Origin of the sequence: Proteus vulgaris, from assembly GCF_033708015.1 — a bacterium.
Lineage (GTDB): Bacteria > Pseudomonadota > Gammaproteobacteria > Enterobacterales > Enterobacteriaceae > Proteus.
Genome location: NZ_CP137920.1, coordinates 2,071,348 through 2,098,118, shown reverse-complemented (window position 1 = coordinate 2,098,118; position 26,771 = coordinate 2,071,348). Strand labels below are relative to the sequence as shown.

Sequence of the window (26,771 nt, the reverse complement as noted above, 5' to 3'; positions counted from 1 at the left end):
TTTAGATTTATCTACTGTTGAAGTTTTTTAATTATAATTTAAAAAGTTTTTTTTATAAAAAATATAAAAAAATATTTTATGAAAATTAATATTGAGATACAAAAAAAGCACCTAATTCAGGTGCTTTTATATTTATATATAGAGAAAAATTATTTTACGGTAATATTTTTTGTGCTAATTAGAGTATCAATTTCTTTTTGTGCTTGTTGATGAGATTGCTGTGCGTATTCTTCACCAAATGCCGTGCCCTCGGCCATAATAAATTGTACGTCTTTAATGCCAATAAAGGCTAAAAACTGTGTTAGAAAAGGAACGATAAGATCGGAAGGTTGGTCTTTATGGACACCACCACGACTGGTTAATACAATCGCTTGTTTATTTTCAATCAAACCGACAGAACCCGCCTCAGTATATTTAAATGTTTCACCCGCGCGAGCAATAAAATCAATATAATGCTTTAATTGAGATGAAATTGAAAAGTTATACATGGGTGCAGCAATGACTATCATATCGTGAGCTTTTAATTCACTAATTAATTCATCTGATAATGTTCTAGCTGCTTTTTGTTCATCCGATAGCATTGCTGTCTCTTTGCCAAAAGCAAATAGAGTCGCTTGATCTAGAGCAGGCACAGGATCTTTAGCAAGATCACGTACTGTGATTAAGTCATCTTTATGATTATTCTGCCAATTTTCAATGAAGTAATCGGTCATTTTATTACTGTGTGAATAGCTATCTAAAATGCTGGATTTCAGTACAAGGATTTTTTTCATTTTCTTCCCGTAGTTTATAACATGTTCTATTTGTTTAAATTTATTAGTGAATAGTAGTTTACCTTATCTTTAAAAGATCACATTACAATCCTTTGAATATGCTATTCAAAATTATTGATTATATGAAATCATATAATAAGAAATTTAATCAAGCCTTTATGTGCCAATAGCCTGTTGTGATATCATACAGACATTAGTTTTGATTAGAATAACCTCAAAAAGGATAATAAAAGGTGACATTATCATCTGCCACGCTCTATCAAGAAATAGAGCAATTATCGTTGCGGGAGCAGCAACGATTAAGAAAACGTCTACGTGGCGTCGCTAAAATCAATAATGAAGAGTCTAAACAAGCGGTATTAAGTGCAATTAAAGACGATATTACAAAAGCACAACAGATGATAATTCGCCGTCGTGCTAATTGTCCTGAAATTACTTACCCTGAAAACCTTCCTGTTAGTCAAAAGAAAGATGCCATTTATAATGCAATCAGAGATAACCAAGTCGTTATTATTGCAGGGGAAACAGGCTCGGGTAAAACAACTCAGATCCCTAAAATTTGTCTTGAATTAGGGCGAGGGATCAAGGGGTTTATTGGTCATACTCAGCCTCGTCGTTTAGCTGCGCGTTCAGTCGCTGAACGTATCGCTCATGAATTAAAAAGTACGTTAGGAGAATCAGTAGGTTATAAGGTTCGTTTTAGTGATCATGTCGGTGAGAATACCCTTGTTAAGCTAATGACAGATGGTATTTTATTGGCTGAATTACAGCAAGATAAACTGCTATTACAATATGATACTATCATTATTGATGAAGCCCATGAGCGTAGTTTAAATATCGATTTTATCCTTGGCTATTTAAAGCAATTATTACCTAAACGCCCTGATTTAAAAGTTATTATTACTTCTGCGACCATCGATCCTGAACGTTTTTCCAAACATTTCAATCAAGCACCGATCATTGAAGTTTCCGGTCGGACTTATCCTGTTGAAGTCAGATATCGTCCTATTGGTGGCGACGAGCTTGATAGTGATAAGGATATGACTGATGGTATTGTTGATGCTATTGAAGAATTAAGCAGAGAAAGTGCGGGTGATATTCTTATTTTTATGAGTGGTGAACGAGAAATTCGTGACACTGCTGATGCACTGAATAAATTGCAACTTCGACATACTGAAGTCTTGCCTTTATTTGCCCGTTTATCTAACAGCGAACAAAATCGAATTTTTCATCCTCATAATGGCAGACGTATTATTTTAGCAACGAACGTTGCCGAAACGTCATTAACGGTACCAGGTATTAAGTATGTTATTGATACCGGTTTTGCACGTGTAAGTCGTTATAGCTATCGAACTAAAGTACAAAGACTTCCAATAGAGCCTATTTCTCAAGCTTCAGCAAATCAAAGAAAAGGGCGTTGTGGTCGTGTTTCTGATGGTATTTGTATTCGCCTTTATTCTGAAGATGATTTTATTTCCCGTTCTGAATTTACTGATCCTGAAATATTAAGAACTAATCTAGCATCTGTTATTTTGCAAATGACATCAATAGGGTTAGGCGATATTAGTGCATTCCCATTTGTACAGCCACCCGATAAACGTAACATTCAAGATGGTGTTCGTTTATTAGAAGAACTAGGCGCATTACAAAACGAAACCGATCACAATGGTGCTTATCGTTTAACCCCTATGGGGAAACAACTTGCACAACTTCCTATTGATCCTCGTTTGGCGAGAATGGTACTTGAAGCGCGTAAATATGGTGCAGTCAAAGAATTGATGGTTATTACATCCGCACTTTCAATTCAAGATCCACGTGAAAGACCGATGGATAAACAGCAAGCATCTGATGAAAAACACCGACGCTTCCAAGATAAAGACTCTGACTTTTTATCTTTTTTAAATATGTGGGATTATTTAAAAAAACAACAAAAAGAGTTGAGTCATTCTCAATTTAGAAAGTTGTGTCGCCAAGAGTTTTTAAACTTTATGCGTGTTCGTGAATGGCAAGATGTTTATACGCAATTGCGGCAGGTTGTTAAAGAATTAGGCTTTCCTGTTAATAGTGAGCCTGCTGATTTCAGAAGTGTTCATGTAGCACTACTAAGTGGTTTGTTGTCGCATATTGGGCAAAAAGATGCAGATAAACAAGAGTTTACAGGTGCAAGAAATGCCCGTTTCTCTATATATCCAGGTTCGGGGTTGTTTAAAAAACCACCAAAATGGACTATGGTGGCGGAGCTAGTTGAGACGTCTCGTTTATGGGGGCGAATAGCGGCACGCGTTGAACCCGAATGGATTGAACCTATTGCTGAACATTTGGTGAAACATCACTATAGCGAACCTCATTGGTCAAAAGCGCAAGGCGCTGTAATGGCGAATGAAAAAGTGACTTTGTATGGTTTGCCAATTGTGGCTTCTCGACCTATTAATTACAGTCAAATTGACCCGCTTTTATGTCGTGAACTTTTTATTCGCCATGCATTAGTGGAGGGGGATTGGCAAACTCGTCATGCATTTTTTCGTGACAATTTAAAATTACGGACAGAAGTTGAAGAATTAGAGCATAAATCTCGTCGCCGAGATATTCTTGTTGATGATGAAACAATGTTTACTTTCTACGATCAACGGATACCTCAGGATGTTGTTTCATCTCGACATTTTGATAAGTGGTGGAAAGAGGCTCAAAAGTCATCACCTGATCTGCTTAACTTTGAAAAAAGTATGCTGATTAAAGATGATGCCAAACGTGTTAGCGCATTAGATTATCCAAATTATTGGCATCAAGATAATCTAAAATTACGTTTAACCTATCAATTTGAACCAGGTACTGCGGCTGATGGTGTGACTGTCCATATTCCATTACCTATTTTAAATCAGGTAAAAGACGAAGGTTTTGATTGGCAAATTCCGGGTATTCGTCATGAATTGATCGTGGCATTAATTAAGTCATTGCCAAAACCTATTCGCCGTAATTTTGTACCAGCACCTAATTATGCATCTGCTTTTTTAGAACGTGTACCCCAAGTTGAAGGCGATTTACTCGATAGACTTGAAAAAGAATTGCGTCGTATGACGGGAGTGACCGTTGATAGAGAGAGTTGGCAACTTGATCAAGTTGCAGATCACTTAAAAATGACATTCCGTGTTGTTGGCGATAAAAATAAAACGCTGGCAGAAAGTAAAGATCTCAATAAATTAAAAGAGAATTTAAAGGAAAAAGTCCAAGAAACACTATCAGCAGTCGCTGATCATGGTATTGAACAACACGATTTACATATTTGGAGTTTTGGTGATTTGCCTCAGCGTTATGAGCAAAAACGAGGTGGCTATTCAGTGAAGGCTTATCCAGCACTTGTGGATGAAAAAAACAGTGTAGGTATTAAGCTTTTTGAAACAGAATCTGAACAGCAAACTTCAATGTGGAAAGGGATAAGACGATTATTATTATTAAATATTCCGTCACCGATAAAATACTTGCATGAAAAATTACCGAATAAAGCAAAACTAGGTCTTTACTTTAACCCTTATGGCAAAGTGCTAGAGTTGATTGATGATTGTATTGCTTGTGGTGTTGATAAATTAATGGCGTCTTATGGTGGTTTAATTTGGCAAGAAGATGAATATCAAAAACTGCAAGAATATGTCAGAGCTGAATTAAATGATGCTGTGGTTGAAATAGCAAAGCAAGTTGAAGCGATTTTAACTCAAGTATTTGCTATTAATAAACGTTTAAAAGGGCGGGTAGATATTAGCGTTGCTTTTGCATTATCTGATATTAAAGCTCAACTTGGTCAGTTAGTTTTTCCTGGTTTTGTTACCTCGCATGGATGGAAGCGTCTTGCAGACATCCCTCGTTATTTAAGTGCCATTGAAAAACGAATGGAGAAACTGGCTATTGATCCTAATCGTGATCGCGCTCAAATGAGTCGAGTTGAAAATGTTATTCAACAGTGGCAACAGTGGTTAGGTAAACTTACAGAAAAACAAAAGCAGCAAGATGAAGTACAAAATATTCGTTGGATGATAGAGGAACTTAGAGTGAGCCTGTTTGCTCAGCAGATAGGTACACCGTATCCAATATCGGATAAACGTATATTGCAGGCGATGGAACAAATTAGTTTTAACTAATTTAATGATAGTATGTGTAGACCCACGAGAACATAGGTTTCTTGTGGGTTTTTTATTGGCTTGCTAATTAATAGTTACCTTTAAATTAGTTACAACATACTATATTTTTTTATCTTTATAAGCACCTAACCATCAATGTTATAAATAACAGCTTAAAAGGGAAATTTTGGTCTTAAGTGAGATTTTTTGACTTATTTTTGAAGAGAGGTGAGAACGAGAATAAAAGAGGTACTGTTTTTCCAGTACCTCTAAGAGTGTTTTAGTAAATAGCTAAATAGCCTAAAGCTGGGATCGCACCAAATAAGACAAGAACCAATAAAATTTTTTCACTGAATAATAGGGGTTTTTTGTCTTGATATTGCTTTCGTGTGTATAGAAATATCAGGATACCTGGCGCATACAATACGACAGAGAGCAATAAATTAATGACGCCTGATGCATAAAGTAGCCATAAACCATATAGGCTCGCTGGTATAGCTATTAATAATAAAGCACGACTACTGCGTGTAATTGCCACTTTAAATAAAAATGCGCCTACGAGAAAATAAGGCACAAGGATCATCTCTGATGCTATGGTCAATAATGTATTGTAGTTACTTCCTGTCAACCAAATTAAAATTAACGAGAATTGAACTGCATAATTGGTAAACCATAATGAAGATGAAGGAGCATCATTTTTATTCTGCTTCCCTAATTGTTTAGGGAAAGAGTGGTGTAATGCGGCAATATATGGCACTTCAGCTGCCATGATTGTCCAACTTAAATAAGCACCACATACAGAGAGAATAAGCCCCGCGGCAATAACTATCTCGCCTATACTACCAATAAGCTGAACGAGTAATGGTGCCATTGATGGATTTTTCATCGCGGCTAATTCTGTTTGGCTAACTAAACCTTGTGATAACAAAGTGACAAGAATATAGATAACTAATGCGATGACAACGGCAAGTACGGTTGCTAAACCCACATCACGACGATTTTTAGCTCTTGCAGAAACGACAACAGCACCTTCAATACCAATAAATACCCATAGTGTAATTAGCATGGTATTTTTGACTTGATCCCAAACAGGGACACCTAGATTTACACCTTTAAAATCAAGGGTAAATATATCCATATTAAAAGCTAATAGAGCGACAATAACAAATAATCCCAAAGGAAGGAGTTTTGCCATGGTTGCCATTAGATTAATGCTGGCTGCTGTTTGAACACCACGTAAAACAAGAAAATGAACAACCCAAAGTAAGATTGACTCTCCAAGTAATGCCTGCCATGTATTGCCATCACCAAAAATAACGTTTTCTGGTGTATCTGTAAAAAAGCTAAAGGCAGCAAAAACAATAACAAGATAAGAAACATTAGCAACAACAGCACAGACCCAATATCCCCATGCTGAACAAAAACCAATAAATTCACCAAACCCTTCTTTTGCATAGGTAAAAATGCCACCATCAAGATCAGGTCGAAGGCGGGAGAGGAGTAATAAGGATGTCGCAAGAAAGAGGATACCAATGCCTGTTATCGTCCAGCCGATAATCAATGCAGCAGGACTGGCAACTTCGGCCATATTTTGAGGCAAACTGAATACACCTGCACCAACCATTGAGCTTAATACTAATGCGGTGAGTGATATTAAGCCGAGTTTTTTATTCAAGGATAATTACCTACATGATTAAAATTGTAAATAAATAGCGTATTTTCTTGTTTTTTGGTCAATAAATAGAATAAATATAAATATCTTAAATTTAAAGAAAGATAAAAACACTAAAAAACAGCGGGGTTTTACGGAGAGTTAATTTGGTTGTCTATGCATTAAATCATAAAAATTATTCACTTTCACAAAATAATGATTAATTGATTAAATTTTGAATAAAAAAAACCTTGCCAGAGCAAGGTTTTTCAATAGGAAATTTTTTATTACTTGAATAGGTCGGCAGTAATAGTGACTGTACCACCGTCACTTTGCCATTCATTTGTAATATGGTAGAACTTAGCGCCTTTTGCGGCTGCACGTTTAGCAACCTGATATGAAATTTCTGGAGAGTTGACAAAGTATCCGCTAAAAGTAATGGTATCAAAAGGATCCATTAATGCAGCAGCTGCTTTGTTGACTTCTTGAATTTCAGTCCCATTTGGTAAAGTGACAGTGTAACGGCCACTTGTACCCGTGCTTTGTGTTTCAGCAAAAGCACCTACACTTCTATCAAAATCAGTGTTTGAAGCAAGACCCGGCTTTTCAACTTTATTTGCAGCGGCACCACCTTCAGCAATCAGTGCGCGACCCGCATCAGAATCATAAGGAACAACAGCTTCTGGTGCTTGAATAGCGCGTTTAGGTGCATCTTTTTTGTAGATATAAGCTGTTACTTCTTGGTTACCACCATCATTTATTGTTACGTTACGAACAATAAAGAATGATGCAGCACCTTTTTTAGCTGCCGCTTTTGCGATTGCGTCGTTAATATCAGGGGTTGTAGGGAAGTAACCTCGGATAGAAACGGTATCAAATGGTTGTAGCAGAATTGCTTCAGGTTTTGGTAGCTCTTTCACGCCATGAAAAACGCGATAGGTTTCTTGATCTGCTTTGGGGGCATCTTTATGGTAGAGATCAGCAGTCACACTCATGTTGCCGCTATCACTAATATCATCTAGACCTTGAATATAGAAACTATCAGCACCGACTTTATCCGCACGACGAGAGACCGCATCAGCGGCTTCATAAATAGCGTTAAAACGACCGATAACTGTAATTCTTTCAAATGGTTTTAGTTCTGCAGCTTGTTCGGGTGTTAATTCCTGAGCAGCCTGCGCAACAGTGATATTAGTTAAAGATAACATCGCTGCTGCGATGACTGAGGTTTTCAGCTTCATACAAAATCCTTCCGCCTTGCGCAATTAATATTGGTCATGTGCTGAACGTCGTGGTTTATCACATAGGGATTAATTATTACATGTAATAATAGCATTTGTCGCATTATTTTATTTAGCGAATCACCACAGAGTCAAATGACCAGTATATGTTACCAGATATTTACCTGAATATAGTGAATAATTCATAAATATGCCTTTTCGACTAAAATGATCCAATTAAGTTCAATTTTAGCTTTACACAGATATAGATTATTGGTTTTATTTTCAGTAGGTTATTAGAACTCCGATTAATGACATGTATATTATTATTTTTAACATTTTTTTTGCATGAATGTGAAGTTAACGGAGAAGTTTTAACAGATCTCTATGGATAAGAAGGGAAAATTATGCGAATTGGTATACCCAAAGAGCGACTTTCTAATGAAACAAGGGTTGCCGCTACACCCGCTACAGTGGCTCAACTCATAAAATTAGGATTTACAGTCGCAGTTGAAAATGGTGCTGGCATTGCCTCAAGCTTTGAAGATAAAGCTTATCAGGAAGCTGGCGCTGAGATCCTCACTCTTCAAAATGTTTGGGAATCAGACATTATTTTGAAGGTAAATGCACCTCTGGATGATGAAATTGCGTTGCTACAAGATGGCGCAACACTGGTCAGTTTTATTTGGCCAGCTCAAAATGCGGCATTGCTCGAAAAGTTAGCTGAAAAGAATATTAACGTTATGGCAATGGATAGTGTACCACGTATTTCTCGTGCACAATCTCTTGATGCGTTAAGTTCAATGGCTAATATTGCAGGTTACCGTGCCGTTGTAGAAGCTGCCCATGAATTCGGACGATTTTTTACTGGACAAATTACTGCCGCAGGTAAAGTACCACCAGCTAAAGTGATGGTTATCGGTGCAGGTGTTGCAGGTCTTGCTGCAATTGGTGCTGCCGGAAGTCTTGGTGCAATTGTTCGTGCATTTGATACTCGCCCAGAAGTTAAAGAGCAAGTTGAAAGCATGGGTGCTGAATTCCTTGAGCTGAATTTTAAGGAAGAAGCAGGCAGTGGTGATGGTTATGCTAAGGTAATGTCAAAAGCATTTATTGATGCTGAAATGGCATTATTTGCAGAACAAGCAAAAGATGTTGATATCATCATTACGACGGCATTAATTCCAGGAAAACCAGCGCCTCGTTTAATTACGAAAGAGATGGTCGATTTAATGAAGCCAGGAAGTGTTGTCGTCGATCTTGCTGCTCAAAACGGGGGTAACTGTGAATATACCGTGCCGAATGAAGTCGTTACGACAGAACATGGTGTAAAAATCATTGGTTACACCGATTTAGCGGCTCGTCTACCTGCACAGTCATCTCAACTTTATGGCACTAACTTAGTTAACCTATTGAAATTGTTGTGTAAAGAGAAAGACGGCAATATTAATATTGATTTTGATGATGTTGTCATTCGTGGTGTAACTGTCATTCGTGCTGGTGAAATAACATGGCCTGCGCCACCTATTCAAGTTTCCGCACAACCTAAAGCCACTCCTACTGCAAAACCACAAGAAAAACCCGTTGCTAAACCTGTTTCACCTTGGAAGAAATACAGTTTACTAGCAGTCGCCTTTTTATTGTTTGCATGGCTCGCAAATGTTGCACCGAAAGAATTTTTATCTCACTTTACGGTATTCGCACTTTCTTGTGTTGTTGGATATTACGTTGTTTGGAATGTAAGTCACTCATTGCACACGCCATTAATGTCAGTGACAAACGCAATTTCAGGCATTATCGTCGTCGGCGCTTTACTCCAAATTGGTAGTGGGGGCTGGGTTAGCTTATTTTCGTTTATCGCAATATTGATTGCGAGTATTAATATTTTTGGTGGATTTACTGTTACTCAACGTATGTTGAAAATGTTCCGTAAAGGATAAGGGAGACAATTATGTCCAGCGGAGTTGTTACAGCGGCATATATTGTCGCCGCGATATTATTTATTTTCAGCCTTGCCGGTTTATCAAAGCATGAAACCTCTAAACAAGGTAACTACTTTGGTATTGCAGGGATGGCAATTGCCTTGTTCGCAACCATTTTCGGACCTTATGCTGGCAATGTGGGTTGGATCATTATTGCAATGGCAATCGGTGCCGTTATTGGTATTCGTTTAGCTAAAAAAGTCGAAATGACTCAAATGCCAGAATTGGTCGCAATCTTACACAGTTTTGTGGGTTTAGCGGCAGTTTTAGTGGGTTTTAATAGTTATCTTGACCACAATACAGCAATGGATCCTGTCATGGTGAATATCCACCTAACCGAAGTCTTTTTAGGGATCTTCATTGGTGCAGTCACATTTACGGGTTCTATTGTCGCTTATGGTAAGTTAAGTGGGAAAATGTCATCTAAACCGATGATGTTACCTAATCGTCATAAATTAAATCTTGCAGCTTTGGTTGTTTCTTTTTTATTGATGATTTGGTTTGTTAAAACTGACAGTGTTGGCTTACAAGTTTTCTTAATCATCATCATGACAGTAATTGCCCTGGCATTTGGTTGGCATTTAGTTGCATCAATTGGTGGTGCAGATATGCCAGTTGTTGTTTCGATGCTGAACTCTTACTCAGGATGGGCAGCGGCGGCTGCAGGCTTTATGCTGAGCAATGACTTGTTAATTGTAACGGGTGCATTAGTGGGCTCTTCAGGTGCTATTCTTTCTTATATTATGTGTAAGGCGATGAATCGTTCTTTTATTAGCGTAATAGCAGGTGGATTTGGTACTGATGGCTCAGCTTCAACAGAAGAAGGGGAAATGGGTGAGTACCGCGAAACAACCGCTGAAGAAGTGGCGGATATGCTGAAAAACTCCACCTCAGTTATTATTACCCCAGGTTATGGAATGGCGGTTGCTCAAGCACAATACCCTGTGCATGATATTACTGAAAAATTACGCCAACGTGGTGTGAAAGTGCGTTTTGGTATTCATCCAGTCGCGGGGCGTTTACCGGGTCATATGAATGTGTTGTTAGCAGAAGCTAAAGTACCTTATGACATTGTATTAGAAATGGATGAAATTAATGATGATTTTGCTGACACTGATACAGTTTTAGTTATAGGTGCTAACGATACAGTGAATCCTGCGGCACAAGATGATCCTAATAGCCCAATTGCAGGTATGCCCGTATTAGAAGTGTGGAAAGCACAGAATGTTATCGTGTTTAAACGCTCAATGAATACAGGTTATGCTGGGGTTCAAAACCCGCTGTTCTTTAAAGAGAATACACAAATGTTGTTTGGCGATGCTAAAGCGAGTGTGGATGCAATTTTAAAAGCACTGTAATGTGATAAGCCAAAAATTGTTATAAAAATAAAACGCCAGTTAAAACTTAATTTACTGGCGTTTTTTATTTATTCATGGAAATTTATTCGTGATCACTATCGACAGTAATAGGGCAGGTAAAACCATCTGGCTTGATTGCCAATAAATCACATTTGATATGGTCGATAAGTTGTTCGGCTGTATTACCTAAGAATGCGGCGGATAGGCCTGTTCTTCCTAAAATACCTAAAACGACAATACCTGCATTTAGTTCTTCACAAACTTGAGGGATCACTTGCTCTGGTAATCCTTCTTTAACATGCGTTTTCTCTTCAGGAATACAAAATTTCTGGCGCAACTCTTTCATTGCAATAAGGTGCTGACCACGTAGTGCATTGTTATAAAGATTTGGATCAAAATCAGGTAACTCTATTGCGATATTAATAGGCGCAACAGGGTAGGCACTAAGTAAATGGACGTCAGGATCTTTTTGTATGCGATGAGAGAGATCCGTTGTTAGCTCAATCAGTTTTAGATTAAGGGCATCATGATAAGACTCTTCATTTGATAAGTTTGCAGCGACAACGATAGTACCGTATTCAGGCCACTCTTTATCTTTGACCATCCAAACTGGACAAGGACATTTTCTAAGCAATTGCCAATCTAGAGGGGTAAAAATAAGTGAACCTAATTTATCATGTTGGTGAGCCATTTTAATGAGTAAGTCATGTTGATTTGCAACGACTTCTTCAATAATTGCCTCATAAGGACGATTATGCCAAATGACTTTTATATCAATCTCTATACCCGCTTCAAGGTAATAGCGTGCTTGTTGTTTGATCCAAGCAGCCTTTTGGCTGATAACACCTTTACGCATTGCATTACGTTCATCGGGAGATAAAAGGGTTGTCATGTCATAAGAGAGATCATAAACAGGTAGAAAAGCTTTTATCCGCCCACCATTACGCTGAACGATATAGACAGCACGGCGAAGTGCTGGTTGGTCATCTTGGTTAGGATCAATGACAACGAGAAGGTTTTGATATTTTTCCATTGTAATATCCTCTTTAGGGCTGGATTTATCCATCTACAATTTAAAGATAACCCAAGAAGATAAAATGCAATAGCACAAAATAGAAAACGGGGCACAAATTTGTGTGCCCCGTTATAAAATTGGCGTGTGAAATGTAACAGATTAAACGTCAACTGACGAAGGAAGTTTGCCTGCAAGTTCACTTAACAGTGTACTATCTTCGATAGTAATGTATTTGCCTTTAACGCTTAACATGCCACTCTTCTGGAAGCGACCAAGTAAGCGGCTAATCGTTTCAACGGTTAAACCTAAGTAATTACCGATATCACCACGAGTCATGGTTAAACGGAATTCACGTGGAGAAAAACCACGCTGCGCGAAACGACGAGAGAGGTTATAAATAAAAGCGGCCAGGCGTTCTTCTGCATTCTTTTTCGATAACAGTAAGATCATTTCTTGGTCACCTTTGATTTCACCACTCATTAGGCGCATCATTTGTTGACGTAAGTTAGGCATTTTACCTGACAGGTCATCCAAAGTTTCGAATGGAATTTCACAAACCATCGATGTTTCTAAAGCTTGTGCGAAACTTGGGTGTTCAGTATTAATAATGGCGTCAAAACCAACCAAATCACCAGCAAGATGAAATCCTGTTATTTGCTCGTCGCCTTCTTCCGTAATGGTATAACTTTTAATTGTACCAGAACGTATGGCATAAAGTGATTTCAGCTCATCACCTGCTTTAAACAAGGTTTGACCTTTCTGGATGGGCTTTTTACGCTCGATAATATTATCGAGTTGATCAAGCTCATGCTCGTTTAAAGTAAACGGGATGCAGAGCTGGCTAATACTGCAATCCTGACAATGGATTGCACAACCGCCAGATTGGATTCGGCGAACGACGCGTTTTTCTGGGATCATAAGCTTGCTCATTACAAATAAAAATATTGATATGCGTCAATTTTAACACATGTTGCAGTAATTAGTAAGGGGAATAACGGTACGTGTGGAAATAATTCTGAATGTAACAAAACATGTATCTTGATAAAAACAATGTTTTGCTTAAAGTTCTATTTAGAACAATTTGCGCTAACCCTATACTCAATTGGTATATTATTCGATTTTTTAACGAAGTCATAGTGCTATTACTAAATTATCCTTCTCAAAAACCAAAAATGAAGAGGTGCTTCAATATTTTCTATCTTTATATTGACATTTTATTTACGGTTTTATCTTAAATTAGTGTTTTTCATATATAACTCATTATTTTTATAACAAAAAATTAGGTAAAGTTAACTAGGTGTATTTTTGATGCAACTTAATGCTACCTTGAATTAGCTTTTCCTTATAAAAAATGGGATATCAGCAAAGAAGTGCGAAATATTGAAACATTCTATTACCTCTTTAGTGGTATTGATATACATCAATGAGGGTTTACCACTATATCCTATCATTTTCACTGATAACGTTGTTATGTGAGAATGATAAGCTAATGAAAAAAAATAGAAAAAATTGATAAAAATAGAGGGAAGATGTCACTAAGTCGTCGCCACTTTGTTCAAACGAGTGCGGCATTAATTACGGTGCCATTTTTCGCACGAAATGCACAAGCTAATGTAGATGAAAGTTTACCCGTTGCAAAAATGAACGGGAATCCCGCCACTGTTGTAGCAACATGCAGTACTTTTGACTGCGGTGGAAAGTGTGATATACGAGCCCATATAAAAGAGGGCATTGTCACTCGGATCACAACAAGACCTGATAATGAATTAGATGAATCGATGCCTATCATGAGAGCGTGCGTGAGAGGCAGAGGGTATCGTAAATTTTCTTATCATGCAGACAGGCTAAAATATCCGATGAAACGCGTGGGTAAGCGCGGTGAGGGTAAATTTGAACGTATTTCATGGGATGAAGCCACAACACTCATCGCTGAAAATATTACGCGTTTAACTGAAAAGTATGGCGCAGCAAGCCGTTTTTTAACGGTTAATACCGCTGTAACGGGGGGGATCTTCTCTGGTGATACCATGATGAAGAAACTCTTCAATTTAACTGGTGGATACTTACCTTATTATCATTCTGTTAGTTTAGGGAATACGGTCAAAGTGACCCCTTATACTTACGGTATATCTAAAACAGGCAGTTCACTCGATACACTTGAAGATACACCACTCGTGATTTTATGGGGTCATAACCCCAATGAAACTATTTTTGGTCATACAAACCATTATTTTCAGAAAATGAAAAATAAGGGCACCAAATTTATTGTGGTTGATCCTCGTTATTCAGATACAGCTCAGTCTCTTGCTGATCAATGGATCCCTCTTTTACCCACAACAGATAATGCCTTAATGGATGCAATGATGTATGTCATTGTCACCGAAAACCTTCATGACAAACCTTTTATTGACAAATATGTCATTGGTTTTGATGAAGAGCATATGCCTGAAGGCGTTCCTGCTAATGAATCCTTGGTTGCTTATTTAACAGGCCAAAAAGACGGAATAGAAAAAACACCTGAATGGGCAGAAAATATCACTCGAGTACCTGCAAATACTATTCGCCAGCTCGCACGCGAATATGCCATGACAAAACCCGCGGCGCTAATTCAAGGCTGGGGACCTCAGCGCCATATTTGTGGTGAACGTAGCGCTCGAGGTTCAACATTATTAGCTGCGATCACCGGGAATGTGGGGAAAAAAGGGGCATGGGCAGCGGGTTACGGTGGTATTGGTAATCGTCAATCTATCCGCGGTCCGAATATTGGTAAGAACCCAATTAAAGCTCAAATTTCTATTATGAACTGGATGCAAGCGGTTGATGATGCAAGTAAAATACGTGTTGAAGATGGCCTTTTAGGTGTTGATAAACTCGATACCAATATCAAAATGATATTTTCTTTAGCTGGTAATTATTTAGTTAACCAAAACCCAGATGTAAATGCAGCTGCTAAATTATTAGCTGATGATTCAAAAGTTGAATTTATTGTTGCTAGTGATTTATATCTTTCTCCATCGGCAAAATATGCGGATCTTGTTTTACCAGAAACAAGTTTTCTAGAGCGTTGGAACATTGGTAATACATGGGGAACGGGTAACTATTTCCTTCTGTCTGAAAAAGTGATTGAACCTGCTTTTGAGCGTCGTTCTGATTATGAATGGATAACAGACGTAGCAGAAAAAATGGGGGTAAAAGAGGCGTTTACTGAAGGTCGAAGTGAAAAAGAGTGGATAGCTCATCTTGTTGATACCAATAAAGAGCGTTTCCAAGATAGACCTGACTTTCCTAATTTTGAAGAGCTGCTAAAAACACGTCGTTACCTTTTCAAAGATGAACCGTTCGTTGCCTTTGAAAAAAATATCAATGACTTTGCGAATAATCCATTCCCAACGCCATCAGGAAAAATTGAGATTTTTTCTAAGCGACTTTATGACATGAACGATCCCGATATTCCTGCTTTATCTCATTATGTTCCGGCGATTGAAGGTCCTGAAGATAAGTTAACAGCAACGTATCCATTGCAAATGTTAACTTGGAAAGGGAAAAACCGCGCAAACTCAACGCAATATGCCAATCCTTGGTTACAAGAAGTGCAACGTCAAGAAGTATGGATAAACCCAATTGATGCTGAAAATAGAGGTATCAAAAATGGTGATATGGTGCGTGTCTATAACGACAGAGGGATCACCCAAATCCCTGCATTAGTGACACAACGTATTATTCCTGGTGTGGTTGGATTGCAAGCTGGCGCATGGTGGACGCCTGATGAAAATGGCGTTGATCATGGCGGATGCCCTAATGTTTTAACATCAACACGAATGACACCATTAGCACATGGTAACTCGCATTTAACCGTCTTAGTTGAGGTAACCAAAGCATGAGCGACTTTAAAGAATATGCACCAGTGAGTGATGAACAGCTCGGTTTCTTTATTGATTCCTCTCGTTGCTCTGGTTGTAAAGCTTGCCAAGTGGCATGTAAAGATAAAAATAATTTAGAAGTAGGGCGTCGTTTTCGGCGTATTTATGAAGTAAAAGGTGGGGGATTTGCGCCAACAGGACAAGGTGGTTTGGTTAATAATGTGTTTGCTTATACATTAACGATTTCTTGTAATCACTGTACTGATCCTGTTTGTGTGAAAAACTGCCCAACTACCGCAATGCATAAGCGTGAAGGTGATGGCATTGTTCGTGTTGATACCTCTAAATGCGTAGGTTGTGGGTATTGTGCTTGGTCATGCCCTTACGGTGCACCACAAATGAATGAAGAAACTGGACAGATGTCAAAATGCGATTTTTGTATCGATTTATTAGCTGAAGGCAAAAATCCAATTTGCGTTGATACCTGTCCGCTAAATGCGATTAAGTTTGGCAAAATTAAAGATCTAAGGGCGAAATACGGGCACTTAAGTCAAGTTCAAGGATTACCCGATTTTACACTGACCAATCCGAATTTAGTTATCAAACCTCATACTGGGGCGACGAAAAAGGGAGGAGTTCAAGCATGAGTGAATGGCCATTAGTTACCTTTACTTTATTCGTCCAAGGTTCTGTGGGTGTGACTATTTTCACCGCACTTTATTTTTGCTGGCTAGAAAAAGAAATTGGGAATCAACGAGCAACCGTTGCTATGCGTCCTGTGTTATTAACAGGTGCTATTTTGGGGTGCTTAGGATTATTAGCTTCAACCTTACATATGGGATATCCATGGAATGCTTTTCATGCATTACGCCATATCTCTTCATCATGGCTCAGTCGTGAAATCATATTTGCTGCTGTTTATCTTGGTGCGTTATGCCTTTATACCTTAGTTATTTTGATAAAAGGGCATATGAATAAAACCATACTGGCAATTATTGGTTTACTTGGCATTATCGATATATTCTGTATGGCGTCACTGTATTACAACACCTCGATGCTGACATGGATGCACGCAAATACCTATTTTATGTTTATAGGTGCATTATTTGCAGTTGGCGCCGTTGTAGCGCTATCAATAACGGCATATCGTGTTAAAGCATTTGTGAATGATGAATTAGCAAAAAGGATTGTAATAAGTGCATTAGCGGTTGTTTTCCTTGCTGTAACATTACGTATGGCTGTACAACCATATTATTTAGAATGGTTGTCAGCAGTCATTTCAACAAATGATGCAATAACGTTCCCCCATACGCCTATCATTGCGTATAATGAGACATTCGGATTAAGAATATCCGCATGGCTTATGTCAGTTCTTGGTATTTTAATGATGGGATACAGCGTATGGAAATATCGCAACGCTGTATTTACTTCAGGATTGCGTATGGTATTAGCAAGTAGCGCAATAATACTGATTGCAGAGATTCTTAATCGTTTTGCATTCTTTATTGTCAAGTAGTGGAGTAGTGATGTATGAGGCGTTTTATTAAGGTGGAACTTCCTCCTGAACCAATTATTAATGATAAATGTGTTAGAAAACGCCTCAAACAAAGCCTATGTGATAGTTGCTCCAAAGTTTGCCCTGTGGGCGCTATCACTTTTGCTCATTTAGATGTAAAAATAGACAATGAACGCTGCTTTCAATGTGGTAATTGTCTATTTACCTGCCCCGTTGATGCAATAGAAAATATTTCTCCTCACGAAAGAACACACCAAGATAATTACCTTGTTGTTAATCATGATGAACCATTAGCAAGTATAGAAGAATTATTAGTATGGCACCGCCAATATCAAATTAGAGGAATGAAGATAGCACAGCCTTTTGTGGATAAATGGCTTACTGTTTTAGCAAACTTAAACCTTCGATTAAAAACATTGCAAGAACCTATTTGGCAATTAATTATCACAGAGCCTACGGATATTGATAGTGGGCGTCGCTTTATGCTTTTTCGTCAAAAACTGGATGAAAAACCACTCAAAAAAAATCAAGTAAGAACAGGATTAAATGCAAGAAAACAACTTTATCCTGAAGATAGTTGGTTCCAAATTCAATTAGATAAAGAGAGTTGTATTCTTTGTTCTGCCTGCGCCAATGTGTGTGATGAAGCTGCGATTGAACTTAAAAATAATATATTTACGCTTGATGAAAAACGTTGTACGGGCTGTATGAGTTGTGAAGTTGTTTGTTTTCCTAAATCTATTCATGTTAATGAACGTGTCGCTAAAAATAACGAACCAATACACTATCATTATTATGATGCCCACTGTGAAAAATGTCGTTTAGCTTTCTTATCGTGGACTCCAGAAGCAAAATTGTGCCCAATTTGCATACAACATCAGAAACAAGGTTGGTTATAATTTCTCTCAAATACACTTAAGTTATTTATTGCCTTAATAAGCCAATATCCTTATTGAAATACGAAATAATATGCTGATTTTGCTTATTTATCATTAAATTCCGAGAGTAACCAAATAAAAGGGAACATATGATGAAAACAACGAATTTACCTGAGAATATGTTAGAAGTTGCCATTACAGGGCCAGGCGGTATAGATAAATTACAACCTCAACTATCTCCGATACCTTCCGTTCCTCCTCATTATCTTTTGATCAAAGTTGCAGCTTCTGGTGTTAATCGCCCCGATATATTTCAACGCCAAGGTAGTTATCCGCCACCCGCAGATGCTTCACCTATCCCTGGGCTTGAAGTCGCTGGAGAGATCGTCGTATTAGGTGAAGGCTGCACTAAATGGCAGCTAGGAGATAGAGTCTGTGCTTTAGTTGCTGGTGGTGGTTACGCTCAATATTGTATTGCGCATGAAGACATCGCATTACCGTCAATGGATTTAACGGACATTGAAGCGGCGGCATTGCCTGAGAATTTCTTTACTGTCTGGGCTAATTTATTCCAGTTAGGAAAACTAAAACAAGGCGAATCTGTTCTTATTCATGGCGGAACATCGGGAATTGGATCTACTGCCATAATGCTTGCTCACTCAATAGGTGCAACTGTTTATACAACGGTTGGCTCTGAAGAAAAAGCGGCTGTAGCACGTGATCTTGGCGCCGATTATGTCATCAATTACAAACAAGCCGATTTTGCTAAAGAAATTCCTGCTTTAACTAAAGAAAAAGGCATTGATGTTATTCTTGATATTATTGGTGGGGATTATGTAGAAAAAAATTATCAAGTTGCTAGCAAGTTTGGGCGCGTTATACAAGTCGGTATGATGAAAGGAATGCCGAAAAATTTAAATATGATGCCAATGATGATTAAACGTTTAATTCATACTGGTTCAACGATGCGATCTCGTTCAATAGAAGAAAAGGCACAAATAGCGCAAGAACTAAAACAGCAAGTATGGCCATTGATTGCTAAAGGAAAAATCAAACCAATCATTAATGCTATTTTTTCATTAGAAGAAGTGGGTAAGGCTCACCAGTTAATGGAGTCTGGTGATTTAATTGGTAAAGTGATACTTGAAACTCCTCCTTATAACGGAAGGGAGTAAAAATAATAGTAATTAAAACTTATTTGATATAAGCGTAAGAATTTATTTTACTTTCTAAAAGCGAATATTCTGAAAAACACATGTTCAACATTCCATGTGTTTTTTTATATATTGAAATAAAGATGAATAACATTTAAATAAAAAAGCGCTTATTTTAGATAGGTAATTTAATATTTGTTCTTTTAAATAGATATTAAGCAATAGAAATACTCGCTGATTCTAATTAAGATAGATTTAAATATTGACCTTAACAAAAATAATATCACATTCACAGAAATATAACTTAAATCAAAATTGATAATAATTTAAAGAAACTAACAAATAAAGCTAAATCATTTATCATTAAAGTGTCATTTGCTTAAATCAAATTAGAAAAATATTAACTGATATCAATAAAATAAAGAAGATTCTTACTCATCATGTGGTATATCATTTGAATAAAGATTAATTATTGACGATTAATAAACACAATTCTCATTAATACAGATAATAAAAATTTATATATAGGTGCGATGATGGCAAATTACAAACAAACCTGTCTGAGTGCTACAGAGCGTGTATACCATACCCGAACCATTGATACTCTTATATGTTATCATCGAGAGATGGCAAAATTACTAATGAATAGTGAGTATTCTTTTTCTAAAGCAAATAAAGTGAAAAGAAATAATAGTGAGCGTTTAGATACTAAAATAAAAAGTAACACTATTGAAAAAAAAGCAGTAGATAATGCTTATGAAAGTATTTTAGAGACTTTAAAACAGCAAAATAATTATACTCAATCTGATATTGAACCTTATTTCTCCCATCATCATTCACAAGTGATGCAACTGGCGAAATTCGGTTATCTTTCTGCATTAGCATACAATTCAGATAATGTTTTTAATAATCATTCCCCCTTACTAAAAGAACAAGAAAAGAAAATTACAGATGATCTCTGTAAATTAATCGGTTTCTCGTCAGAAGATGCATTTGGTCATATCACAACAAGTCATACGCTTGCTTGCTATGAAATATTATGGGCGATTAGAAATTTAAAAACATTACCAATGGCAATTGCTCGCCATCCAAAATCACGCGATTTAGTTGCCGATAAAAAAGCCTTTGAGCTATTCAATATGTCTGTTTCGGATATTTTAGCAATAAGTGAACAGCTCAATGAACGCGGGATTTTTGATGATGTTAGTCATTTAACATGCCGAGGAACGGGGATGACAAAAACCATGCATTTAGGAAAACTGCTGGTTCCCGTTTCCCGTTTTGAATTTTGGAAAAAAGCAATGGATATACTTGGGTTGGGATATGACAACCTTATTGCATTGCCTATTGACGAAACGTTTAAAACTGATACTGAAAAAACACGCAACATTGTTTTTCGTTTAATTGAACAAGGTGAGCCTATTCTTGGTGTGATAGGAATATTAGGAGCACCGTCTTATGGTTGTGTTGATAAGTTAAAACCTCTTTTTGAACTAAGAAAAGAGTGCGAAGAAAAATACAACAATTCATTTTATATCCATATTGATGCATCGCAATTTGGTTATATGAAAAGTTTATTTCTTGATGATAATTATGATCTTATTCCATATCAGATCTTGTGTAAGAAATTAAAGAAAGAAGCCCCATTACTCGAATTGACATCTGAAATATATGAAAGTATCACACAACTTTCTCTCGCTGATTCAGTCTCTTTTGAACCATTTCAAGCGGGATTTTCACCATATCCTACGGGTGTAGTATGTATTAAAGATGCGCGTATTAGTCGTTTTTTAACAAATCCTCCTCGATTATGCCCAGAGCAAGCTGATGATGTTCCTGAAATTGATGGTATACAATCCGCACCAGCAGTAGCCTCGATGTGGAGTGTGCATCAACTCTATCCTTTTACTTCATCTGGATATGGAAAATATGCGCAAATTCAATGGGAAACGCGTATCAAACTTGAGCATTTCTTTAATCAAGCGATTGCTTTCGAAAAAGAAGGTGAGCACTATTATATTCGTGTTTTATCTTCATCTGACTTTAATAAATTAAATTTTGCGATTGTAAATAAAGGAAATAAGGACTTAGCAGCACAAAATAATCTTAATAAAACAATCTATGAAAACTTGGTTATTAAAAGCCATCATAAGCAAGATTTAAGTTTGTTAACACTTTGCGCTCGTAATAGTGATGATGCGCCTGCGCAGTTTTGTTCTGAGTGCGGTTTTGATAGTAATGAGTGGGAAACTATCAAACATTTGAATTTATTGCAGCTTACGATAAAAAGTACTGAAATCTGTGATGAGCCTCAAATTGAGGCTGGATACCAATATATTAAGAAAGTGGTTTTATCCGCATTAGACAAGTAGTGATACCTCTTTTTTGTTATATTCTCTACAATTAAAATAAATGTTGTTAAAAAGCGAAGTAGTGGGTCATTACCCATTATTTCGTTTTTTTTATTAGACTAATGTGACGCTGTCACTTATTTTACTCTAAATACGTTTTGTTGTTTCATGTCTATTTATTATTCCTCTCTATTACTTATCTATTTTTATCTTTATTGATAGCACATAAAATCAAACTAGAGAATGATAATCATTCATAATTAGCATATGTTCTAAAATATTTAATCATAGATAAATCATATTGTTAACCAGATGGTCAATTTAGATTTTCATTTAGATATATCTAAAGCTTGATCATTTAGATATATCGGATTATATTGCATGACATAAATTCGATATATCTAAAACAATGAGGGAATATTTATGATGATTCGAGCATTAAACTCACTTTATCAACAGCGTGCTGAAAATGGCGAACATAGTTGTCATGGACAAGGTCACGGAAAAAGGCGTTGCAGTGGTAAAGGTAAACATAATAGCCACCAAGAAAATCATAGCGAGCATTGCTGTCATGGTGAACACGGTCACGGGCATGAAGGGCGTGGTGAATGCTGTCATGGTGAACATGGTCACGGACATGAAGGACGTGGTGAATGCTGTCATGGTGAACATGGTCACGGACATGAAGGGCGTGGTGAATGCTGTCATGGTTCTGATGGACATAGAAAACAACGTGGTCGCGGATGTGGCGGCAGAGGTAAAGGTAGTCGTCAGTTAAAACGTATGTTTGATCATGGTGATTTACGCGTTTTATTACTTAGTATGATCTCGAAAAAACCAAGTCATGGTTATGAAATTATTAAAGAAATAGATGAGGCTTCTTCAGGATTATATGTACCTAGTCCTGGTGTTATCTATCCAACGCTAACACTACTTGAAGAGCAAGATCTATTAGTTGCTACGATTGCTGAAAAAGGTCGTAAAAACTACAGCATTACATCTGAAGGCACTGCATTTTTAGCAGAACATAAAGATATAGATGCCAATATTCAAAAAAAACTGGCTTATGCAAGAGATTTATCTCAAAACGCAGGTGGTGTGTCTGAGGAAATTGAATCTGCTGTTGGTAAATTAAAAGCCGTGTTACGCCATAAATTAGTTTTAAAAGAGCTCTCTGTGGAAAGAGCAGGACGTATTGCTTCTATTCTTAATGAAGCAGTTGAGAAAATTGAAGCTATCAATGAGGCACTGATCTCAGAGGAAAGAGAAGATGAATAAAACAGATACTCAGCTACAAAATTCAAGAAGAAATAATGAAATAGACAAAGAAGAGTTGGAAAATAATCCAGCAGTAAAAGAACAAACTTGCCCTAAAATGCCTGTTTCTTACTTTCGTAGAGCGTTACGTAAACCTGGCAGAATATGATAATGATGGACGGAGGTTATATAATGACATGACCTCTGTCAGTCCTTCTCCTTTCCTTTCTAATCCAATCCATTCCCCGCCATATTTCATTTTTTGATGGTCATTTTCGTCCTTTTTCTTCGGTTATTGTACTCACATCAAAAAAATAACAAATGATTATGGAAATGTTCCATATTAGTGTTTATTTTATTTAGGCTAGTGAATCCATTATAAAATTTGAAAACTTAAACCAGAGATATGCTTAAAGTAACAATACATTAACTACCGTATCAAAATAATAAACGTCTGTAAGTACTTAAACGAGAATAAGTGCCTTAGTTCAAACGTATCCTTACTTATGATGCTGGAAGTTAACCAGCAATAAATCATAGCAAGGTAATAAAAGTATCGGTTTATTTATTGTTAAGAATAGAAATAGTGATGCGAATAACTATTTGATATTTATAAGATATTATCGAATAAGAATAACAATACGCTCATCAGATAGAACAATCGAACAACTAAATTGATTGTTATGTATTTGCCGTACCTGTTAAACCAACATTTGCTAATTTAGGAATATTCGAATGAAAGTAAAAGCATTATCTGTTTTGATAAGTTTAATACTCACTACGCCATTATATGCAAACGCACAAACCGATATAAGTGCAATTGAAGCAAGGTTAAATGCTCTTGAACAACGTGCGGCTGCCGCTGAAGCGAGAGCTGCTGTCGCAGAACAAAAGGCAGCTCGCCTTGAGCAATTAATTAATTCCAACAGCCTACCTCAAGAAAAGAAAACAACGGATCATGTTACAGGCATCAACATGGAGCAGCGCGTTGCTATATTAGAAAAACAATCTGATGAAGCTCAAGCAAAAGCCAATATTGCACAAACTCAACTTAATGAGATCCAACAAAAACAATCGGCTCAACTTACGAATACGAAAAATAAAGAAGGTGAAGGTTTTTTTTCTACCAATACAAATTGGGGTGATCTCAAACTGTATGGTGACGTTGAATATAATATCGATGCTGCAAGTAAGAAAGGGCAACTAACATCGATGAGAATGATACCTGGCCATCAAAAAGACTTTAATGATAATGAAAGATGGTCACTTAACGGGCGTATTTTGATTGGTGTGGATGGTGAACGAGAATTAAAAAACGGCAATTATGCGGGGTTTCGCGCTCAGCCCATGGCTGACATGACAGGTAAAATGAATTTAGATGATGCTGTTTTCTATTTTGGGCAGCGTGATAAATGGCAATATAAAATTGGTCGTTATGAAGCTTACGACATGTTCCCTCTAAATCAAGATACTTTTGTTGAGTATTCAGGTAATACAGCAAATGATTTATATGGTGATGGATTTGGCTATATTTATATGATGAAAGAAGGGCGAGGTCGTAGTAGTGATGGTGGTAGTATGATGGTTAACACATACTATAACGATTGGTATTTTGAACTAAATACTTTAATTGAAGATGGAACGTCCGTTTTTAAAGACCAAGAGTACCACGGGCGTAAACTTGATAATCGCAAAAATGTTATTTATATGCGTCCTGTTATTGCATGGCAGAAAGACAATTTAACTATTGCAGGAGCAATAGATGCGAACGTGATAAGTAAAGCCTATGGTTATGATGATGAAAATGGAAAATTTCAAGATCAATCACGACGTACGGGTTATGGCTTAACAGTAAAATGGGATACATTAACGGATGATCCTATTAACGGTATTGTTGCAAATTTAAGTGCGGCTTATCTCGACGCTAAAGATGAAAATGATTTTTCTATTGGTAGTAATGTGTTATGGCGCAAATTCCAACTTGGTTACATTTATGCTCATAATGATATCAAAGCTTATTATCAAAAAAGTGGAAACAGTAGCAATCAAAATGACACCTACTTAACGCTCAATCCTGGTAAGTACAACATCAACACTGTATTTGCGTCTTATGAACTACCCAATATTTTAGATATGGATAATTTTAAAACCTATTTAGGTGCTTATTATTCACGAATAGATGGTAAAGACGATATTAATGTACATAACAGTGATAAAGATCGTTACGGTGCCCGTATTCGCTTTAAATATCTATTTTAACTTTACTTTTAGTACTTCTTGTTAGCTATATAAAGACTTCAAGATCCAGCGTGTCACTGGTTTTTGAGGTCTTTATATTTTTATATAGTTTGCCTATCTACTAGAATATCAGAGGCCAGATAAGAGAAAAGCCTCAAGTGACTGCTCCCCACCGTAAACGGCGAGGCTTCCCACTTCTCAGACCGCAACCCTCTGTACGACGGATTTACGCGGGTCTCCATGGGCTGAAACGACGAGTCCCGCCGCGTGTAATTCCAATATGCCCTTGTGTCGGATATTGATTGCCGCATTGATATCTCGGTCATGTTCAACTCCACATTCAGGGCATTGCCAGATACGCTTATGTAGTGGCATTTCTGACATTTTATGACCGCAGCAATGACAGGTTTTCGAACTGGCAAACCATTGATCCAGTTTTACCAGATGGACGCCTTTTTCTGCGGCTTTATATTCCAGCTTTGTGATAAAACCATGCCAGCCTGCATCACCGATAGCGCGAGCCAGACAGTGGTTTTTCATCATATTCGCCGATTTCAGTGTCTCTACAATTACCGCTTGGTTTTCGTCAACAATTGCACGAGAGAGTTTGTGTTGAAAATCAGCACGGGCATTGGCTACCCGTTCGTGTACACCTGCAAGCTGTATTCGGGCTTTACGGCGATTAGCACTCCCTTTTTGCTTGCGAGATAAGGCTTTTTGTTTTCGACGTAGGTGACGGCTGGCATTGATAAGGTGGCGCGGATTAGCAATCTTATTGCCGTCTGATTTGATGGCGTAATGACTTAGCCCCACATCAAGCCCCGTGATATTTGATATCAATGTTGGCTTTGCCGGTGCTTCTACCCCGTCATCACAGAGTAGTGACGCATAGTATTTTCCGGTTGCGCTGCGACTCAGTGTGATACTTTTCAGCGCCCCCGTAATTTCACGATGTAAACGCGCTTCAATCGGTGCGATTTTCGGGATTTTTATCGCGCCATCAATGACTTTGATCCCGACACAATGATAGCTAGATTGTCTGCCATGCTTACTTTTAAACGTGGGAAAACGGGCTTTTAGTTTCGGATTAAAAAAGTTGGAGAAAGCCACGTCAAGGTTAATCACCGCCTGCTGCAATGCTATGGAGTCATATTCTTTAAGCCACCCATATCTGCGGGATTTTTTCGCCACTGCAAGCAGCGGTTTAAGGTCTTTACGCGGGTTTAAATTTACGCCGTGCCGCTGGTAAGCGTCTTTCTTGATGTGCAGCGCTTTGTTGTACGCAAAACGAACCGCACCGAACTGAGCGTTGAGATATTCAGCCTGTTCTGGTGTTGGGTAGATGCGTACTTTTGTTGCTCTTAACATCATCAGCGCTCATTGATATAATGTTTTTATTTTAACATGTTAGG

18 protein-coding genes are annotated in these 26,771 nt (G+C 37.5%); 12 read left to right on the top strand and 6 right to left on the bottom strand.

The annotated features are described in order from the left end of the window. Window positions 1–149 precede the first annotated feature (149 nt). Complete coding sequence (locus SB028_RS09960; RefSeq protein ID WP_069369114.1) at window positions 150–773, bottom strand: FMN-dependent NADH-azoreductase; 624 nt, start codon at window positions 771–773, stop codon at window positions 150–152. Between the two features lie 233 nt (window positions 774–1,006). On the opposite strand from SB028_RS09960, the gene hrpA reads away from it, so the two are divergent. Further along, window positions 1,007–4,903 (top strand): ATP-dependent RNA helicase HrpA, encoded by a 3,897-nt coding sequence (gene hrpA, locus SB028_RS09955; protein WP_069369115.1) that lies wholly within the window; start codon window positions 1,007–1,009, stop codon window positions 4,901–4,903. A gap of 259 nt (window positions 4,904–5,162) precedes the next feature. On the opposite strand, the gene SB028_RS09950 is transcribed toward hrpA, so the two are convergent. Continuing rightward, entirely contained in the window at window positions 5,163–6,557 is a 1,395-nt protein-coding gene (locus tag SB028_RS09950; protein WP_069369116.1) for a basic amino acid/polyamine antiporter, read from the bottom strand. 263 nt (window positions 6,558–6,820) lie between these two features. Then, entirely contained in the window at window positions 6,821–7,774 is a 954-nt protein-coding gene (gene ydgH / locus SB028_RS09945) for a DUF1471 family protein YdgH (RefSeq protein WP_069369117.1), read from the bottom strand. A 386-nt stretch (window positions 7,775–8,160) separates the two neighbouring features. Here ydgH and pntA point away from each other — a divergent pair, with 386 nt between their 5' ends. Next, complete coding sequence (gene pntA / locus SB028_RS09940; protein WP_069369118.1) at window positions 8,161–9,690, top strand: Re/Si-specific NAD(P)(+) transhydrogenase subunit alpha; 1,530 nt, start codon at window positions 8,161–8,163, stop codon at window positions 9,688–9,690. An 11-nt stretch (window positions 9,691–9,701) separates the two neighbouring features. Continuing rightward, window positions 9,702–11,090 (top strand): Re/Si-specific NAD(P)(+) transhydrogenase subunit beta, encoded by a 1,389-nt coding sequence (pntB, locus tag SB028_RS09935; RefSeq protein ID WP_069369119.1) that lies wholly within the window; start codon window positions 9,702–9,704, stop codon window positions 11,088–11,090. Window positions 11,091–11,172: 82 nt separating this feature from the next. Here the strand turns inward: pntB and uspE are convergent, their stop codons facing one another. Next, entirely contained in the window at window positions 11,173–12,123 is a 951-nt protein-coding gene (gene uspE, locus SB028_RS09930; protein ID WP_069369120.1) for a universal stress protein UspE, read from the bottom strand. A gap of 141 nt (window positions 12,124–12,264) precedes the next feature. After that, window positions 12,265–13,023 carry an FNR family transcription factor gene (locus tag SB028_RS09925; RefSeq protein WP_069369121.1) on the bottom strand — a complete coding sequence of 253 codons (759 nt, stop codon included), beginning with the start codon at window positions 13,021–13,023 and terminating at the stop codon, window positions 12,265–12,267. 611 nt (window positions 13,024–13,634) lie between these two features. Between SB028_RS09925 and SB028_RS09920 the strand changes: the two genes are divergently transcribed. The 9 genes from SB028_RS09920 to SB028_RS09880 all read left to right on the top strand — a co-directional run bounded on the left by SB028_RS09920 (window position 13,635) and on the right by SB028_RS09880 (window position 25,380). Beyond that, window positions 13,635–15,986 carry a DMSO/selenate family reductase complex A subunit gene (locus SB028_RS09920; protein ID WP_318860129.1) on the top strand — a complete coding sequence of 784 codons (2,352 nt, stop codon included), beginning with the start codon at window positions 13,635–13,637 and terminating at the stop codon, window positions 15,984–15,986. Beyond that, the gene (locus SB028_RS09915; protein ID WP_069369123.1) at window positions 15,983–16,612 is read left to right on the top strand and encodes a DMSO/selenate family reductase complex B subunit; all 630 of its coding nucleotides are present in this window, start codon (window positions 15,983–15,985) and stop codon (window positions 16,610–16,612) included. The genes SB028_RS09920 and SB028_RS09915 overlap by 4 nt, the downstream gene beginning before the upstream one ends. Next, entirely contained in the window at window positions 16,609–17,481 is an 873-nt protein-coding gene (locus SB028_RS09910) for a dimethyl sulfoxide reductase anchor subunit family protein (RefSeq protein WP_069369124.1), read from the top strand. Before SB028_RS09915 ends, SB028_RS09910 begins: the two co-directional genes overlap by 4 nt. Window positions 17,482–17,495: 14 nt before the next feature. Continuing rightward, window positions 17,496–18,380 (top strand): 4Fe-4S binding protein, encoded by an 885-nt coding sequence (locus SB028_RS09905; protein WP_069369125.1) that lies wholly within the window; start codon window positions 17,496–17,498, stop codon window positions 18,378–18,380. 131 nt (window positions 18,381–18,511) lie between these two features. Continuing rightward, on the top strand, window positions 18,512–19,534 hold the full coding sequence (locus tag SB028_RS09900) for an NAD(P)H-quinone oxidoreductase (RefSeq protein ID WP_413242932.1): 1,023 nt from the start codon (window positions 18,512–18,514) through the stop codon (window positions 19,532–19,534). A 515-nt stretch (window positions 19,535–20,049) separates the two neighbouring features. After that, entirely contained in the window at window positions 20,050–21,885 is a 1,836-nt protein-coding gene (locus tag SB028_RS09895; protein WP_069369127.1) for a tyrosine decarboxylase, read from the top strand. Window positions 21,886–22,287: 402 nt separating this feature from the next. Then, entirely contained in the window at window positions 22,288–23,142 is an 855-nt protein-coding gene (locus tag SB028_RS09890; protein WP_069369128.1) for a PadR family transcriptional regulator, read from the top strand. Then, complete coding sequence (locus SB028_RS09885; RefSeq protein WP_171729941.1) at window positions 23,135–23,290, top strand: hypothetical protein; 156 nt, start codon at window positions 23,135–23,137, stop codon at window positions 23,288–23,290. Before SB028_RS09890 ends, SB028_RS09885 begins: the two co-directional genes overlap by 8 nt. Before the next feature lie 566 nt (window positions 23,291–23,856). Then, window positions 23,857–25,380 (top strand): carbohydrate porin, encoded by a 1,524-nt coding sequence (locus tag SB028_RS09880; protein WP_069369129.1) that lies wholly within the window; start codon window positions 23,857–23,859, stop codon window positions 25,378–25,380. Window positions 25,381–25,557: 177 nt separating this feature from the next. Here SB028_RS09880 and SB028_RS09875 read toward each other — a convergent pair whose 3' ends face one another. Continuing rightward, a complete protein-coding gene (locus tag SB028_RS09875) occupies window positions 25,558–26,727 on the bottom strand; it encodes an RNA-guided endonuclease TnpB family protein (protein ID WP_318860131.1) in 1,170 nt (389 codons plus the stop codon). Between the last annotated feature and the right edge of the window lie 44 nt (window positions 26,728–26,771).

Bases quoted from the DNA above. Each gene is read 5' to 3' on its own strand.
- SB028_RS09960 (WP_069369114.1), bottom strand. From the start codon at position 773: ATGAAAAAAATCCTTGTACTGAAATCCAGCATTTTAGATAGCTATTCA.
- ydgH (WP_069369117.1), bottom strand. From the start codon at position 7,774: ATGAAGCTGAAAACCTCAGTCATCGCAGCAGCGATGTTATCTTTAACT.
- pntA (WP_069369118.1), top strand. From the start codon at position 8,161: ATGCGAATTGGTATACCCAAAGAGCGACTTTCTAATGAAACAAGGGTT.
- pntB (WP_069369119.1), top strand. From the start codon at position 9,702: ATGTCCAGCGGAGTTGTTACAGCGGCATATATTGTCGCCGCGATATTA.
- uspE (WP_069369120.1), bottom strand. From the start codon at position 12,123: ATGGAAAAATATCAAAACCTTCTCGTTGTCATTGATCCTAACCAAGAT.
- SB028_RS09925 (WP_069369121.1), bottom strand. From the start codon at position 13,023: ATGATCCCAGAAAAACGCGTCGTTCGCCGAATCCAATCTGGCGGTTGT.
- SB028_RS09920 (WP_318860129.1), top strand. From the start codon at position 13,635: ATGTCACTAAGTCGTCGCCACTTTGTTCAAACGAGTGCGGCATTAATT.
- SB028_RS09915 (WP_069369123.1), top strand. From the start codon at position 15,983: ATGAGCGACTTTAAAGAATATGCACCAGTGAGTGATGAACAGCTCGGT.
- SB028_RS09910 (WP_069369124.1), top strand. From the start codon at position 16,609: ATGAGTGAATGGCCATTAGTTACCTTTACTTTATTCGTCCAAGGTTCT.
- SB028_RS09905 (WP_069369125.1), top strand. From the start codon at position 17,496: ATGAGGCGTTTTATTAAGGTGGAACTTCCTCCTGAACCAATTATTAAT.
- SB028_RS09900 (WP_413242932.1), top strand. From the start codon at position 18,512: ATGAAAACAACGAATTTACCTGAGAATATGTTAGAAGTTGCCATTACA.
- SB028_RS09895 (WP_069369127.1), top strand. From the start codon at position 20,050: ATGGCAAATTACAAACAAACCTGTCTGAGTGCTACAGAGCGTGTATAC.
- SB028_RS09890 (WP_069369128.1), top strand. From the start codon at position 22,288: ATGATGATTCGAGCATTAAACTCACTTTATCAACAGCGTGCTGAAAAT.
- SB028_RS09885 (WP_171729941.1), top strand. From the start codon at position 23,135: ATGAATAAAACAGATACTCAGCTACAAAATTCAAGAAGAAATAATGAA.
- SB028_RS09880 (WP_069369129.1), top strand. From the start codon at position 23,857: ATGAAAGTAAAAGCATTATCTGTTTTGATAAGTTTAATACTCACTACG.
- SB028_RS09875 (WP_318860131.1), bottom strand. From the start codon at position 26,727: ATGTTAAGAGCAACAAAAGTACGCATCTACCCAACACCAGAACAGGCT.